Genomic DNA, 15,542 nt, shown 5'->3' on the forward strand with positions numbered 1-15,542 from the left:
GCTGGGACCATGGATATGGGTGTGTCCGGACAGAAGAACGGGATTGTCGCGAAGATGAAGCGGCGCGGCGGGCGGGGCGACCAGTCGCCGCTCGGCACGTGGTTCTGGGATATCGACCGGATGCTGCTGTTGCTGACGCTGTTTCTGATCGCGATCGGGCTGATCGCGGTCGCGGCGGCGTCGCCGGCGAGCGCGGTCCGCTATTCGGGCGAGCATCACAAGATTGCGCCACTTTATTATTTCTGGCGGCAGTTGATGTGGGTCGGCGTGTCGCTCCCCGTGCTGTTTGGCGTGTCGATGATGCCGGTGTCGATGGCGCGGCGGATGGCGATCGGCGGGTGCGCGCTGTTCGTGCTGATGCTGATGGTGACGCCGTTCATCGGGGTCGAGGCGAACGGCGCACGCCGCTGGCTCGGCGTCGGGTTCGCACAGTTCCAGCCTTCCGAGTTCCTGAAACCGCTGTTCATCGTCACGGTCGCGTGGCTGTTGTCGCTGCGGGCGAAGGATGCCGAGCTGCCGACCGTGCTGATCACCGGCGCGATGACTGCGGGCGTCGCGGTGCTGCTGATGCTGCAGCCGGATTTCGGCCAGACGATCATCTTCTGTACGGTATGGATGACGCTGCTGATGATCGCGGGGACGCCGGCAAAGGTGCTGTTCGGGCTGATGGCGATGGCGCCGGCCGGGCTGGTCGCGGCTTATATCTTCTACGGCGTGGCGCGATCGCGGATCGATGCGTTCCTGTTTCCCGGGGTCGAGGGCGAGGGCGCGGGCGACCATTTCCAGACGAATGCCGCGCATAATACGCTGACTGCGGGTGGCTGGACCGGAACAGGCCCCGGCGCGGGCGCGGCGAAATTTGGGCTGCCCGAGGCGCATACCGATTACATCTTCTCGGTAATTGGCGAGGAATTCGGGCTGATCGCGTGCTCGGTGATCGCGGTGATCTTCCTCGCGATCGTCGTCCGCGTGTTCGTCAAGCTGCTAGACGAGCAGGACGAATTCAAATTGCTCGCCTCCGCCGGGCTCGCGACGCAGTTCGGCGCGCAGGCGCTGGTGAGCATGGCGGTGAACACAGGCCTCGCACCTTCGAAGGGTATGACGCTGCCGTTCATCAGCTATGGCGGGTCGTCGATGATCGCGCTGTCGGTCGGCATGGGGTTGCTGCTGGCGTTTACCCGGCGCAATCCGTTTCTCACGCGGAGCCCCTATGTCGTCCGCTGGAGTGGTGAATGAGTAAGCATTATGTCCTGGCAGCCGGTGGGACCGGGGGACACATGGTCCCGGCGGCGGCGCTCGCAGCCGAACTGACCAAGCGTGGCCACCGCGTCGCGCTGGTCAGCGATGCGCGCGGCGTGCGGTTTCCGGGGCTGTTCGAGGATATCCAGACGCATGTCTTGCCGGCTGGACGCTTTACCGGCGGGCCGCTTGGTTGGGCTCGGGCCACGCGCGAGGTGTGGCGCGGGCGGGCGATGGCGCGCGAGCTGTACCGGACGTTCAAGCCGGCCGCGGTGATCGGCTTTGGCGGCTATCCTGCGTTGCCGGCGTTGCTGGCGGCGTTCGCGGACAAGATCCCGACCGCGGTGCATGAGCAGAACGCGGTGCTGGGACGCGTGAACCGCTTCGTCGCGGGGCGCGTGGACGCGATCGCGACCTCGTCCGAGCCGACCGAGCGCCTCGCGCCGAAGCTGCTGGGCAAGGCGCATCTGGTCGGCAATCCGGTGCGGGAGGCGGTGCTGGCGTTGCGCTCGCGGCCGTATCCGTTGCTGGAGGAAGACGGGATCTTTCGCGTGCTCGTGACCGGTGGCAGCCAGGGGGCGAGCATCCTGTCGCAGGTCGTGCCAGATGGTCTGGCGATGCTGCCGGTGACGTTCCGGCGGCGGTTGCAGGTGACACATCAAGCGCGGATCGAGGATATCGACGCGGTGCGCGCCAAGTATGCCGAGCATCATATTCCGGCCGAGCTGGCAACGTATCTGCCCGATATGCCCGAGCAACTGGCCTGGGCGCATCTGGTGATCGCACGTGCGGGGGCTTCGACGATTTCGGAACTGACCGCGGCGGGGCGTCCGGCGATCCTGGTGCCGCTGCCGAGTGCGACCGACGATCACCAGACGGTGAACGCGCGCGAGATCACGAAGGCGGGCGGCGCGCGGACGATCGCGCAGGGGGATTTTACCGCGGTGGAATTGGCCAAGCAGATGCAGAAACTCGGGCTCGATCCGGCGGCGTTGCAGAATGCAGCGGGTCGTGCGCGGAGTTGCGGGCGGCCGAATGCGGCTAGCGATCTGGCCGATCTGGTGGAGAGCCTGGACGCGCCGCTGTCGCGTATCCCTGTCGGTGCGCCGTCGAAGCTCAAGGCGCAGTTCGCATGAAGGGCGTCGCGACGGATATCGGGACGATCCACTTCGTCGGGATCGGCGGGATCGGGATGTCGGGCATTGCCGAGGTGATGATGAACCTCGGTTACCGCGTGCAGGGGTCGGACGTGGCCGAGGGCTATGTCGTGCAGGGGTTGCGGGACAAGGGCATCCCGGTGGCGATCGGCCACGCCGCGTCGAACATCGGCGATGCCGCCGTGGTAGTCGTGTCGACCGCGATCGTGCGCTCGAACCCGGAGGTCGAGGCGGCGTTGAATGCGCGCGTGCCGGTGGTGCGGCGGGCTGAGATGCTCGCCGAGCTGATGCGGTTGAAGTCGACCGTCGCGGTGGCGGGCACGCATGGGAAGACGACGACTACGTCGATGGTGGCGGCTTTGCTGGACGCGGGTGGCATCGATCCGACGGTCATCAACGGCGGGATCATCAATTCGTACGGCTCGAACGCGCGGTTGGGCGCGAGCGACTGGATGGTCGTGGAGGCGGACGAGAGCGACGGCAGCTTCCTGCGGCTCGACGGGACGATCGCGGTCGTCACGAACATCGATCCCGAGCATCTCGATCATTACGGCTCGTTCGACGCGGTGAAGGATGCGTTCGTCGAGTTCGTCGAGAATGTGCCGTTCTACGGTGCTGCGTTGCTGTGTCTCGATCATCCGGAGGTGCAGGGGATCCTGCCGCGGGTGCGCGATCGTCGGGTTGTGACCTATGGTTTTTCGGCGCAGGCTGACGTGCGCGGGGTCGAGGTTACGCCGATACCGGGTGGCAACCGGTTCGATTGCGTGGTGCGCGAGCGTGATGGCGCGACGCGGACGATTGCGGGGATCGAGATGCCGATGCCTGGGCGGCACAACGTCCAGAATGCGCTGGCGGCGATCGGCGTGGCGCTTGAGCTCGGGATTGCGGATGCGACGATCCAGCAGGGCTTCGCGAAGTTTGGCGGCGTAAAGCGGCGGTTCACCAAGGTTGGTGAAGTGGCGGGCGTCACGATCATCGATGACTACGGGCATCATCCGGTAGAGATCCGCGCGGTCCTGGCGGCGGCTCGCGAGGGCGTGAAGGGGCGCGTGATCGCGGTCGTGCAGCCGCATCGCTATTCGCGGCTCGGCAATCTGATGGAGGATTTCCAGACTGCGTTCAACGACGCGGATCGCGTGCTGGTGACGCCGGTCTACGCGGCGGGTGAGGCGCCTGTGGTGGGCGTCGATGCGGCGGCTCTGGTCGAGGGGTTGAAGCGGCGCGGGCACCGTTTCGCCGGTGTGGTCGCAGATGCGGATGCGCTGGCGGTGGAGTTGGCGGCGACGATCGAGGCTGACGACATGGTCGTGTGTCTCGGCGCTGGCGACATAACGAAGTGGGCGGCTGGATTGGCCGATGCGATCGCCGCCGAGCGCGCGAAGGTGCTGGCGTGAGTTCTGCGGCACCTTGTGTCCCCGCGAAGGCGGTGACCCAGACTGGGCTCCCGCCTTCGCGGGAGAACATTAGGGGTAAGGTCGAAGCGGGCGGTTCACTCGCCGACTTTATCTGGTTTCGTACCGGTGGTCCGGCTGAGTTGCTTGTGCGACCAGCGGACGTTGATGATCTTGCCGACCTGCTGAAGACTCTCGATCCTTCGACGCCCGTCCTCCCCGTGGGGGTCGGCTCGAACCTGATCGTGCGCGATGGCGGCGTGCCGGGGGTCGTTGTGCGATTGCCTAAGGCGATGGCGAAGGTTTCGGTTGAGGACGGCCGCGTTCGTGCGGGCGCGGGGGCGATGGGGATCACCGTTGCCAGTGCCGCGCGGGATGCTGGGATTGCCGGGCTTGAGTTTCTGCGTGGGATTCCGGGTACTGTCGGCGGAGCGGTCCGGATGAACGCGGGGGCTTATGGTCGCGATGTCAGCGATATTCTGGTCGAGGCTACCGTGGTTACGCGGGAGGGTTCGGTGGAGATTTGGCCTGCCGAGAAGCTCGGGTTCACCTATCGTCATTCGGACCTGCCCGCGGGAGTGGTCGTGGTCGAAGCGGTTTTCTCCGGTACGCCCGGCGAGCCTGCCGTGATCGGTGCGGAGATGGACCGGATCGCGGCGGAGCGCGAGGCTTCGCAGCCGCTGCGTTCGCGCACCGGGGGGTCGACGTTCAAGAATCCCGAGGGGCACAAGGCTTGGGCGTTGATCGACGCGGCCGGGTGTCGGGGGCTGACTCGCGGCGATGCGCAGGTCAGTGAGAAGCATTGCAATTTCCTGCTGAACCTCGGGTCCGCGTCGAGCGCGGAGATCGAGGCGCTGGGTGAAGAGGTACGGGACAAGGTGAAGGCGCATTCGGGGGTGACGTTGGAATGGGAAATCCAGCGGGTTGGCATCTCTCTCCCCTCCCGCCTGCGGGAGGGGTCGGGGGAGGGCGGTCTGGATACCGGCATCTCCCATCAACCCCTCCCCCGACCCCTCCCGCAGGCGGGAGGGGAGCAGTGAGCGGTCCTCTTCACATCGCGGTGCTCATGGGCGGCTGGTCGGCGGAGCGTGAGGTTTCGTTGATGTCAGGTAATGGCTGTGCGGACGCGCTGGAGTCGCTCGGGCACCGGGTCACGCGGATCGATATGGGGCGGGATGTTGCCGCCAAGCTCGCCGAGGCGCAGCCTGATCTCGTGTTCAACGCGCTGCACGGCACCCCCGGCGAGGACGGTTCGGTGCAGGGGCTGCTCGACCTGATGGGCCTCCGCTACACCCACTCCGGCCTCGCGACGTCGGTGATCGCGATCGACAAGGTGCTGACCAAGCTGTTGCTCGTTCCCGCGGGCGTACCGATGCCAGGTGGGCGGATCGTCAAGTCGGCGGACTTGTTCGAGAGCGATCCGATGGCGCGGCCTTATGTTTTGAAGCCGGTCAACGAGGGTTCCTCGGTCGGCGTGGCGATCGTCACCGATAGCGGCAATTACGGAAATCCGATCGCGCGCGACAGCGTCGGGCCGTGGGGCGAGTTCGAGGAATTGCTCGCCGAACCCTATATCCGTGGGCGTGAACTGACGACCGCTGTGCTCGGCGGCAAGGCGCTTGGCGTGACCGAGTTGAAGCCCAAGAGCGGCTGGTATGATTACGACGCGAAATACACCGATGGGATGACGGTGCACGTCTGCCCGGCGGAGATCCCCGACGAGATCACCGATGCGTGCAAGAGCCTCGCGCTCGAAGCGCACCGGTTGCTCGGCTGCAAGGGCGCGTCGCGGTCGGACTTCCGCTGGGATGACGAGCGCGGCGTCGACGGGCTGTTCCTGCTCGAGGTGAACACGCAGCCGGGGATGACTCCGCTCAGCCTCGTCCCCGAACAGGCGCGGCATATCGGCATGAGCTATGCCGAGCTGGTCCAGGCTATCGTCGACGAAGCGCTTCAGGACCATCCTTCTCCATGAGCCGCACGATCAAGCGCGGTCCGCCGCCCAAGCGGCCCGCCCCGCGCCGGAAGGTCGCGGTCAAGAAGGTGTCGGTGATGGACCGGCTGGTCGGGATGCTACCGGTCAGCGAGGACACGCTCCGGAAAATCGCGACGTGGTCGATCCTGGGCGCGGGCGGGGCTGTGGCGATCGCGGCGGCGACGTGGGTCGGCATCCCGGGGATGATCGGCGCGGCGGTGGCCGAGGGTGCCGGGCGTGCGGGCTTCAAGGTCGAGCAGATCGAAGTCACGGGCCTCAAGCGGATGGACCGGATGTCGGTCTATGCGGTCGCGTTGGAGGACAAGCAGAACCAGACGTCGATGCTGTCGGTCGATCTGGAGGCAGTGCGGCAGAAACTGCTGCGCTATGGCTGGATCGCGGACGCGCATGTCTCGCGGCGGCTGCCCAACACGATGCTGGTCGATATCGTCGAGCGGACCCCTGCAGCGGTGTGGCAGGACAATGGGCAGTTGACGCTGATCGATTCGTCCGGCGTGCTGCTGGAGCCGGTCCAGCCCGATGCGATCCCGAACCTGCCGCTGGTGATCGGGCCGGGCGCGGATCGGCAGGAGGCGTCGTACCAGACGCTGCTCGCCGCCGCGCCTGCGCTCAAGCCGCGCGTGAAGGCGGCGACCTGGGTCGGCAATCGCCGCTGGGATCTCACGTTCGAGAGCGGCGAGACGTTGGCGCTGCCCGAGGACGGTGCGCCGCGCGCGCTGGTGAAGTTCGCCGAACTGGATGGGGCGAGACCGCTGCTGGGGCGCGGCTGGATCCGGTTCGACATGCGCGATCCGACCAAGTTGGTCGCGCGCAAGCCGGGCGCGAGCCTGGCGCACAGCGTCGACGTGCCGGCACCTGCCAGCGCGGGGGCAAGCGCGCCGGCAACGGGCGAGGCTACGAATACTCCGTCGCAAACGGCGGGCGCGAACGTAACGGGCGGGGAGGGATGACATGGCGAAGGTGGCACCGGAAGGGCTGATCACGGCGCTCGATATCGGGTCGTCGAAGGTTTCGGCGATGATCGCGCAGAAGGGGGACGGCGGCGAGCTGATCGTGCTCGGCACCGGCCAGCGCGAGAGCCGTGGCGTCAAGCGCGGCTATATCGCCGACATGGCGACGACCGAGGCGGCGGTGCGCGAGGCGGTCGAGCAAGCCGAGCGGATCGCCGGGATCAACATCGAGAACGTCTGGGTCGGGTTCTCGGCCGGTGGGCTCGTGTCCGATGTCGCCGAGGTCGAGTTCGAGCTTGGCGGCCACCGCGTCGAGCAGCAGGATATCGACGCGTTGCTTGCCGCCGGGCGCAACTCGATCGATCCGCAGGGGCGCATGGTGCTGCACGCGCAGCCGGCGCTGTATACGCTCGACGGGCTGACGGGGGTGAAGACGCCGCTCGGTCTGCATGCCGATCGGCTCGGGGTGCACATCCATGTCGTCGCCGCGGACGGTTCGCCGGTGCGCAACCTCGACCTGTGCGTGCGGTCCGCGCATCTCGAAGTGAAGTCGATCATCGCCTCGCCGGTCGCGACGGGATTGGCCTGCCTCAGCGACGAGGAGCGCGAGCTTGGCGTTGCCTTGGTCGAGATGGGGGCGGGAATCACCAACGTGTCGCTGTTCGCCGGCGGCATGCTCGTCGGGCTGACCTCGATCCCGATCGGCGCGCAGGACATTACGGATGACATCGCCAGCGCATTCGGGACGCGGCGGCAGAATGCCGAGCGGATGAAGTGCTTCCACGGCTCGGCCAACGCCTCGCCCCGCGACAATCACGACATGATCCCGGTCATGCCGATCTCCGCGGAGGACGGCGCGGGCGAAGGCGCGCAGATCACCAAGGCGCAGCTGATCGGCGTGATCCGCCAGCGGCTCGAGCATCAGATGGGCGAAGTGCGCAATGCGCTCACCAAGCTGAAGTTCGAGGGGCCGGTCGGGCGTCAGGTCGTGCTGACCGGCGGCGGTGCGGAGCTGAAGGGCATCGCCGACTATGCGCAACAGGCGCTCGGGCGGTCGGTGCGGATCGGTCGACCGCGTGGTCTGACCGCGCTGCCGGAAGCGCATGGCGGACCGGCTTTCGCGACGCTAGCGGGGTTGGCCTTCTACGCGGCGACCAACCCGATCGACCTTCGCGGGCTCGCGCCGCAGCGGACGACGGTGCATCGGCCAAAGGGTATGGGCATGATGCGCAAGTTGATTCAGGCGGCACGCGCGAATTATTAAGAGTTTCGAGGGCGCTGGCGTTATTTCGGCTGGAACAGGCCGTGACGTTGGTGCACACAGATTAATCAGGGGCCCGGCCGTAGCGTATCTACCGGGTTGTGCGGAGAACGGCGATGAGCATCGAATTCCTTAGTCCCGAAGTGGACGATCTGGCCCCCCGCATCGCGGTGATCGGCGTCGGCGGCGCGGGCGGCAACGCGATCGCCAACATGATGCGGGCCGACGTCCAGGGCGTCGACTTCCTCGTGGCGAACACCGACGCGCAGGCGTTGAAGCAGTCGACCGCACCGCAGCGGATCCAGCTCGGCACCAAGATCACGCAAGGGTTGGGCGCCGGCTCGCGTCCCGAGATCGGCCGCGCGGCCGCCGAAGAGACGATCGACCAGCTCGCCAAGATGCTCGAAGGCGCGCACATGTGCTTCATCACCGCCGGCATGGGCGGCGGTACGGGTACGGGCGCGGCACCGGTCATCGCCAAGGCGGCGCGCGACATGGGCATCCTGACCGTGGGCGTCGTCACCAAGCCGTTCGCGTTCGAGGGCAACCGTCGCGCCAAGTCGGCCGAGGGCGGCATCGACGAGCTGCAGAAGTATGTCGACACGCTGATCGTCATCCCGAACCAGAACCTGTTCCTCATCGCCAACGCGAACACGACCTTCAAGGAAGCGTTCACGATGGCGGACGAGGTGCTCCAGCAGGGCGTCCGCAGCATCACCGACCTGATGGTGATGCCGGGCCTCATCAACCTCGATTTCGCCGACGTCCGCTCGGTGATGCAGGAGATGGGCAAGGCGATGATGGGCACCGGCGAGGCAAGCGGCGACAACCGCGCGCTCGAGGCTGCGCAGAAGGCGATCTCGAACCCGCTGCTCGAAGGCGTCAGCATGCGCGGCGCAAAGGGCGTCATTATCTCGATCACCGGCGGCGACGACATGCGCCTGCTCGAAGTCGACGAAGCCGCGAATCACATCCGCGACCTGGTCGATCCCGATGCGAACATCATCTGGGGTTCGGCGTTCAACCAGGAGCTCGAGGGCAAGATCCGCGTCTCGGTCGTCGCGACCGGGATCGATGCCGATGCGCGTCCGCCGGAAGTCGCGCCTGAGCCGACCCGCTCGTTCAGCTTCGGATCGCGCAAGACCGACGAGAACACCTCGTTCCGTCCGAGCGAGCCTGCCGCTTCGTCGGCCGCGCCTGCTGCATCGTCCGCCGACGAAGAGCCGCTCGATCTGAACGCGTCGTCGGAAGTCGAGCCGTCGGCGTCGAAGTCGGATGACGAGCTGGTGCTCGGTGCCGAGACGATGGTGCCGCAGGCCGCGCCTGCGCCGGTTGCTGCTGCACCGCAGCCTGCTCCCGCGCCGCGCACGTATGGCGAAGAGCCTTACGGCCGCGGTCCGATCGCGCGTCCGGCTTCGGCGTCATCGGTGCCGCCCGCTCGCGCACCGATCGCGCCGGCTGTTCCGGTGCCGACGCCGGCAGCGGACGAGGGTGGTGCACGTCGCCGCTGGCTCGCTCCGGGTGCCGAGGCTGCCCCCGAGGCGGTTCCGGCCGCACCGCGCGTGAAGCTCGGCGGTACGCTGTTCGAGCGCATGTCCAACGCCGCTCGTGGCGCAGCGAAGGAAGACGGCGAAGCGGCCCCTCAGGATCCGCTCGACATCCCCCGCTTCCTGCATCGCCAGAACAACCAGTAAGCCGGGAATAGCCGAAGCTTCTCAATACTTTGCTGGAAGTTCGTCCTCACGGCCACACGGTCGCGGCTCAAATCCCTCTCCCACCGGGAGAGGGAGAGACGCCAAAGGCGGCGAAGGGTGAGGGCACGCCAAGCAGGGCTACAGCGCTTGCGTACGCAAAACCCTGCATTCGTCGCCGCCCCAGCCCAGTTCGCCGCGCGCATGCGTGCGAGACATTGCCGGTTCGGTCGGGCTGGCGTCTAGACAGATGATCCTCATGACCCGGTCCTCCCATCATCTCCTGACCGCCGCGCTGGCCCTCGTCCTCGCGGCCGTGCCAGCCGCCGCGTCCGCGCAAGCCGTCGTGCAGGCGATCCCCGGCACCACCGACGCGGACAAGCTCGGCGACGTGATGCGCCAGCTCGCGAGCAACCCGCGCAACATCGACGCGCTGATCAAGGCGGGTGACCTTTCGATGGGCCTCGGCGATCTAAGCGGTGCGGCCGCGCTGTTCGCGCGCGCCGAAAAGGTGAACCCGCGCGATGGTCGGGCGAAGGCGGGGATGGCGTCGATCCTCGTCCGGTCCGAGCGTCCGGGCGAAGCGCTCCGCTATTATGCGCAAGCGGAGGGCCTCGGCCTCGACCCCCGCAACTTCGCCGCCGACCGCGGGCTCGCCTACGACCTGATCGGCCAGCAGGACCGGGCGCAACGCGACTACCGCGTGGCACTCCGCGATGCACCCGACGACGAGACGATCCGGCGCTATGCGCTGTCGCTCGGTATCTCGGGCAAGCCCGAGCTCGCGGTCCAGCAGCTCAATCCGCTTCTGCTCAAGAGCGATCGTGGCGCATGGCGATCCCGCGCGTTCATCCTCGCGATGAACGGCGACGTCGCCGGTGCCGAGAAGATCGCGACCACGATGATGCCCGCAGGCACCGCGCAAGGCCTGCAACCCTTCTTCCAGCGCCTGCCCAACCTGCCGGCGAGCGACCGCGCCTTCGCGGTCCATTTCGGCGAGGTCCACGCGACGCCGGCACGGCTCGCGGATGCACGGATGGCGCCGCCGCTCGGCATGCTCGCGGCGGACCCGACCGCGCCGGTGCTGATGGCCGCAGTGACGCCGCAGCCCGCAGTCGCCGCGACCACCGGCAAGAAGGACAAGCGTGATCGGCGCGCCAAGCCCGGCCGAGTCGAGATGGCAGCGGCGACGCGACCATCGTCGACCGCGGTGCCCCCAACGACGTCGGCATCGATCCCGATGGCGACCACCGCGGTGCGTACGACGCCTACCGCCCCCGCTCCTGCGACCTACCCAGCGCCCACCCAGCTTGCCGCCGCCCCGATGCAGATGGTGCAGCCGCTTCCGGCGCGCACGGTTCAGCCGGTACCGCAGCCGGGTTATTCGACGCCGGGCGTCGCGGTTCAGGGTGCCCGTACCACTCCAGCCGCGGAGACGAACTCCGTGGTCGCGGCCAACATCCAGCCCCGCAGGTCGCCCGTGGCTTCGGCAACGACCGCACCGGTAGCGCGCGTGGTACCGGCGCCATCGACGGCCGGCACGCTTCCATCGCGCGTAGCGACGCAGATGGCAGCGATCCCGGTGGGACAAGCACGACCCGATCCGACCAGTGCGGCGAATGCGCTCGCCGCGTCCGCAGCGGCGGCGCCATCGGTTTCGACCCTGCCGACGCCCATCCAGCAGGCTGCCCTGCCGCAGTCCTTGCCCGTCCAGAGCGCCAGCACGCCGACACCCGGCTTCTCCAGTTCGCCAACGCCAGCCCCCGCGGCATCGACGACGGTCGCCGCGGTGTCGCCGCGGACCCACGCGGTGGCGGCGAGCGAGGACTCGATCCTCGCGCGGATCGTCGCGGGCCTGTCGATCCCGGCGTCCGAACTCGACGTCGCGCCGATGCGTCCGGCACCGGTCGCGACTCGAGCCGCCATACCGGTTTCGGATGATGCCGATCGCGTCCTGGCCGAGGCGAAAGCCAAGACCGAGCGCGACGCAGCGGCCAAGGCGGTCGCGGCCAAGACGCTGGCTGCGGACAAGCTCGCCGCCGACAAGAAGGCGGCGCTCGACAAGAAGGCTGCGGCGAAAAAGGCGATCGCCGACAAGAAGGCGCTTGCCGAGAAAAAGGCCGCCGCCGCCGAGAAGCTCGCCGCCGACAAGGCTGCGGCCGAGGAGAAGCGGATCGCGCGCGCCAATCCCGCGCGGACCTGGGTGCAGGTGTCGACCGGCGCGACCGAAGGCGACCTGCCCAAGGCGTGGAAGAAGGCGAAGGCCAAGGCCCCGACCGTGTTCGGCGCTCGCGGCGGCTGGACCGCGCCGTGGAAGGCGACCAACCGCGTGCTCGCCGGGCCGTTCAAGACCGATGCCGAGGCACGCACCTTCGTCAACCAGCTCGCCAAGGAAGGCGTCTCGACGTTCACCTTCACCAGCGATCCCGGCGAGATCATTACGAAGCTCCCCGCGAAGTGAGTTACCGCGCGCCCTGGGCATCGGACCCGGCGCGCAGCAAAGGACGACTTCACGAGGAACAGAACGGGTCCGTTCGTGGTCCGCGCGATGCCTTCCAGCGCGACCGCGACCGGATCATCCACTCGATCAGCTTCCGTCGGCTGCGCCACAAGACGCAGGTATTCATGGCGCCCGATGGCGATCATTTCCGCGTTCGCCTGACGCACAGCCTCGAGGTCGCGCAGATCGGCCGGACGATCGCGCGGACGCTCGCACTGAACGAGGACCTGACCGAGGCGCTGTGTCTCGCGCACGACATCGGTCATCCGCCGTTCGGCCATGCCGGCGAGGATGCGCTGAAGGCGGCGCTGACCGGGCAGGGCGGGTTCGATCACAACGGCCATACGCTGCGCACGCTCGTCACGATCGAGCGGCCGTATCCGTTGTGGAACGGGCTGAACCTGACATGGGAAACGCTCGAAGGGCTGGCCAAGCATAATGGACCTGTGCGGCATCCTGGCTGGGCGCTCGCCGCGGCGGATGCCGAGTTCGGTCTCGCGCTGACCAGCTTTTCGTCGCTCGAGGCTCAGGTCGCGGCGATCGCTGACGATATCGCCTACGACAATCACGATATCGACGATGGCCTGCGCGCAGGATTGCTGACGCTCGACCAGATGCTCGCGGTGCCGCTGGTGGCGCGCGGCTGGGACGATGTACGGCGGCGCTTTCCCGACATCGAGCCGAAGCGGCTGGTCGGCGAACTCGTCCGCACGCAGATCGGGACGATGGTCAACGACCTGATCGCCGAGACGCGCCAGCGGATCGCGGCGAGCGGCGTCACCAGCGTCGACGACGTCCGCGATGCGGGGCAGTGCCTGGTCGGCTTCTCGCCCGAAATGCGCGAGGCGGAGCGCGACCTGAAGCGCTTCATGTACGCCAATCTCTACCATCATCCGCGCCAGCTGGCGGCGGCGGATGCGGCGCACGGGATCGTGTCCGGGCTGTTCGCGGTCTATCGCGACGATCCCGCGACTATTCCCGAGGAGTGGCGCGAGCGCTTGCCATCGGAGGACCCCGACCGCAGCCGACATATCGCGGACTTCATTGCGGGGATGACCGATCGGTACGCGGTGTCGCGCTACCGAGACCTGGTCGGCCCGATCGACCTGCCCGAAGGGTTTTGAGAGAGACATAGCGGGCCCCCCCCTCGGTCATCCTGACGAAAGTCAGGACCCAGGGTAACGAACGACGTCCTCAGTGGCTCTGAATCCTGACTTTCGTCAGGATGAAGGACGTGTTGTGGTAGGTCGAAGCCACACGCAAAAACGGCGGCCGGACCGAGGTCCGACCGCCGCTGCAACTACCTAAAAGCCGGTTAGCTCAGCGCGTGACCGAGGCGATCCCGCCGGCAGCGCCATTGGCTTCTGCGGTCTTGAACGCGACCGGGACGCCGCCCGATACACCCGACACACGGTCGCCGCGGACGATCAGGTGGAACTTCTGGCCCGACGGATAGCGACGGCCGTCGATGACCTGGCGGCCACCGTCCTGCGTCGAGGTGTAAACGTACGTGCTGCCCTCGTGGACGAAGCTCTGCTTTGCTTCGGCGGCCATGCCGATCGTCGAGGTGAGGGCGGCCGCTGCTGCTGCGATGATCTTGATGGTCGTGCGCATGATCGTATCTCCCGAAGTGCGTCGAGCCGGATCAGGTCTTCACCCAACTCTCGAGTCAGTGAAATATTGCAGTGCAGCATGGGTTGCAATTGCAAACCTATCCGTCGCGATTGCACGGCGCGCAACGACGGACAGCGCCGCCGATGCGACGAGCGGCGGAAGCGACATACTTCCACGACATTTGGCGTCTATATCCGCCGTCGAAGGAGAGTGTCGTGTCTGCTTCCAGTATCGCGCTCAATCGGTTCGGCCTTGGCGCAAGTCCGGGGGATGTCGTTGCCGGCGAGCCGGCGACGTGGGTGATGGCACAGTGCGACCGGTTCGAACCACGGCCGGCGGTGGTGGCGAGCACGCCCTCGACCGCCGGAATTTCTGTAGGGCTCGCCGCCTATTATGCGCAGGAGAAGGCGATCCGCGCGCAGTTCGGGCCGCGCATGCCGAAGGCCGTTCTCGGCATGGACACACAATCCGCTGCGGCTGCGCTGGCGATGGCCGTGCCGCAGTCCCTGGGCGGTGCGCCGCCGGCGATGGCGCATTCCCCCGCTGTGCCGGGTGCGGCCGATCCGGGGACGGCCGCACGGCAGGAGGCGCGCCAGCTCATCGGCAAGCAGTGTCGCAACGATTACGGCGCGGCGGTCGCGGCACGGACGATGGCCGCGCTGACCGGCGACGCGCCGTTCGTCGAGCGCCTCGTGCATTTCTGGGCGAACCATTTCGCGGTCTCGACCGAGAAGTTCGAGGTGATGGCGCTTGCCGGGCCGATGGAGTTCGAGGCGATCCGCCCGCATGTGCTCGGCAATTTCGCCGACATGCTGAACGCGGTCGAGCGGCATCCGGCGATGTTGCTGTATCTCGACCAGGCGGTGTCGATCGGTCCCGACAGTCCGTTCGCCGTTCGGAAGACCAAGCGTCGCACTGGGCTGAACGAAAATCTCGCGCGCGAGATCATGGAGTTGCACACGCTCGGCGTCCGCAGCGGCTACAGCCAGGCCGACGTCACCGAGTTCGCGCGCGCGATGACCGGCTGGACGGTCGCTGGCATCGGCCGCGGTCCCGGCGCGCGTATCCAAGACGATTCGCGCGCGGGCGCGTTCCTGTTCCTCGACGACGTCCATCAGCCCGGCGATCACACCGTGATGGGCAAGGTCTATCCCGCGGCGGGCGAGGCACAGGCGCAGGCGGTGCTGTCCGATCTCGCTGTTCACCCCGCGACCGCGACGCACATCGCGACCAAGCTCGCGCGGCATTTCGCGGGCGATACGCCGCCGCCGGCAATGGTCGCGCGGTTGAAGACGGCGTTCCTGAAATCGGGGGGCGACCTGCCGACGGTTTATCGTGCGCTGCTCGCGTCGCCCGAGGCATGGGTGGCGCAACCCGTGAAGTTCAAGTCGCCATGGGAGTGGTATGTCTCGACCCAGCGCGCGCTTGGCACGACCATGGTCCAGCCCGGCGTCACGGTGGGGATGATGAACCAGCTTGGCCAGCCGATCTGGCAGCCGGGGCAGCCGATCGGGTATGACGACGTCGCCGCAGCCTGGGCCGGGCCTGATGCGATCATGCGACGTGTCGAGGCGGCGGAGCGGTTCGCGGCGCGCGCCGGGCCGGTCGATGCGCGGGCGTTGGCGCCGACTCTGTTCCCCGCCTCGCTCAGTGCCACCACCGCGCAGGGCCTGGCGCGTGCGGAAAGCCCGGCCCAGGCGCTCGCGCTGCTGCTCGTCGCCCCTGAATCGCTGCGGAGATAGT

General features: G+C 67.5%; 12 protein-coding genes. 11 read left to right on the forward strand and 1 reads right to left on the reverse strand.

Going from position 1 to position 15,542, the window contains the following annotated elements:
• Positions 1-54: 54 nt before the first annotated feature.
• From O6W96_RS16875 to O6W96_RS16920, 10 genes are all read left to right on the forward strand, one after another.
• Entirely contained in the window at positions 55-1,236 is a 1,182-nt protein-coding gene (locus O6W96_RS16875; RefSeq protein WP_132739552.1) for an FtsW/RodA/SpoVE family cell cycle protein, read from the forward strand.
• On the forward strand, positions 1,233-2,375 hold the full coding sequence (murG, locus tag O6W96_RS16880) for an undecaprenyldiphospho-muramoylpentapeptide beta-N-acetylglucosaminyltransferase (RefSeq protein ID WP_353470632.1): 1,143 nt from the start codon (positions 1,233-1,235) through the stop codon (positions 2,373-2,375). The genes O6W96_RS16875 and murG overlap by 4 nt, the downstream gene beginning before the upstream one ends.
• On the forward strand, positions 2,372-3,790 hold the full coding sequence (gene murC, locus O6W96_RS16885) for a UDP-N-acetylmuramate--L-alanine ligase (protein ID WP_353470633.1): 1,419 nt from the start codon (positions 2,372-2,374) through the stop codon (positions 3,788-3,790). The genes murG and murC overlap by 4 nt, the downstream gene beginning before the upstream one ends.
• A 32-nt stretch (positions 3,791-3,822) precedes the next feature.
• Positions 3,823-4,827 carry a UDP-N-acetylmuramate dehydrogenase gene (gene murB, locus O6W96_RS16890; protein WP_435372240.1) on the forward strand — a complete coding sequence of 335 codons (1,005 nt, stop codon included), beginning with the start codon at positions 3,823-3,825 and terminating at the stop codon, positions 4,825-4,827.
• Positions 4,824-5,762, forward strand: a complete 939-nt coding sequence (locus tag O6W96_RS16895; protein ID WP_353470634.1) for a D-alanine--D-alanine ligase — start codon at positions 4,824-4,826, stop codon at positions 5,760-5,762. Before murB ends, O6W96_RS16895 begins: the two co-directional genes overlap by 4 nt.
• Complete coding sequence (locus tag O6W96_RS16900) at positions 5,759-6,733, forward strand: cell division protein FtsQ/DivIB (protein ID WP_353470635.1); 975 nt, start codon at positions 5,759-5,761, stop codon at positions 6,731-6,733. The genes O6W96_RS16895 and O6W96_RS16900 overlap by 4 nt, the downstream gene beginning before the upstream one ends.
• A 1-nt stretch (position 6,734) precedes the next feature.
• Positions 6,735-7,997 carry a cell division protein FtsA gene (gene ftsA, locus O6W96_RS16905; RefSeq protein ID WP_056051322.1) on the forward strand — a complete coding sequence of 421 codons (1,263 nt, stop codon included), beginning with the start codon at positions 6,735-6,737 and terminating at the stop codon, positions 7,995-7,997.
• A gap of 113 nt (positions 7,998-8,110) precedes the next feature.
• Complete coding sequence (gene ftsZ / locus O6W96_RS16910; RefSeq protein ID WP_353470636.1) at positions 8,111-9,688, forward strand: cell division protein FtsZ; 1,578 nt, start codon at positions 8,111-8,113, stop codon at positions 9,686-9,688.
• 256 nt (positions 9,689-9,944) lie between these two features.
• Positions 9,945-12,146 carry an SPOR domain-containing protein gene (locus tag O6W96_RS16915; RefSeq protein WP_353470637.1) on the forward strand — a complete coding sequence of 734 codons (2,202 nt, stop codon included), beginning with the start codon at positions 9,945-9,947 and terminating at the stop codon, positions 12,144-12,146.
• Positions 12,143-13,309, forward strand: a complete 1,167-nt coding sequence (locus O6W96_RS16920; RefSeq protein ID WP_353470638.1) for a deoxyguanosinetriphosphate triphosphohydrolase — start codon at positions 12,143-12,145, stop codon at positions 13,307-13,309. Before O6W96_RS16915 ends, O6W96_RS16920 begins: the two co-directional genes overlap by 4 nt.
• Before the next feature lie 196 nt (positions 13,310-13,505).
• Here the strand turns inward: O6W96_RS16920 and O6W96_RS16925 are convergent, their stop codons facing one another.
• On the reverse strand, positions 13,506-13,799 hold the full coding sequence (locus tag O6W96_RS16925) for a hypothetical protein (protein WP_353470639.1): 294 nt from the start codon (positions 13,797-13,799) through the stop codon (positions 13,506-13,508).
• A 215-nt stretch (positions 13,800-14,014) separates the two neighbouring features.
• Here O6W96_RS16925 and O6W96_RS16930 point away from each other — a divergent pair, with 215 nt between their 5' ends.
• The gene (locus O6W96_RS16930; RefSeq protein ID WP_353470640.1) at positions 14,015-15,541 is read left to right on the forward strand and encodes a DUF1800 domain-containing protein; all 1,527 of its coding nucleotides are present in this window, start codon (positions 14,015-14,017) and stop codon (positions 15,539-15,541) included.
• Position 15,542: the final 1 nt, after the last annotated feature.

The sequence above is a fragment of the Sphingomonas faeni genome, assembly GCF_040407495.1.
In the GTDB taxonomy this organism is placed as follows: Bacteria; Pseudomonadota; Alphaproteobacteria; order Sphingomonadales; family Sphingomonadaceae; genus Sphingomonas; species Sphingomonas faeni_D.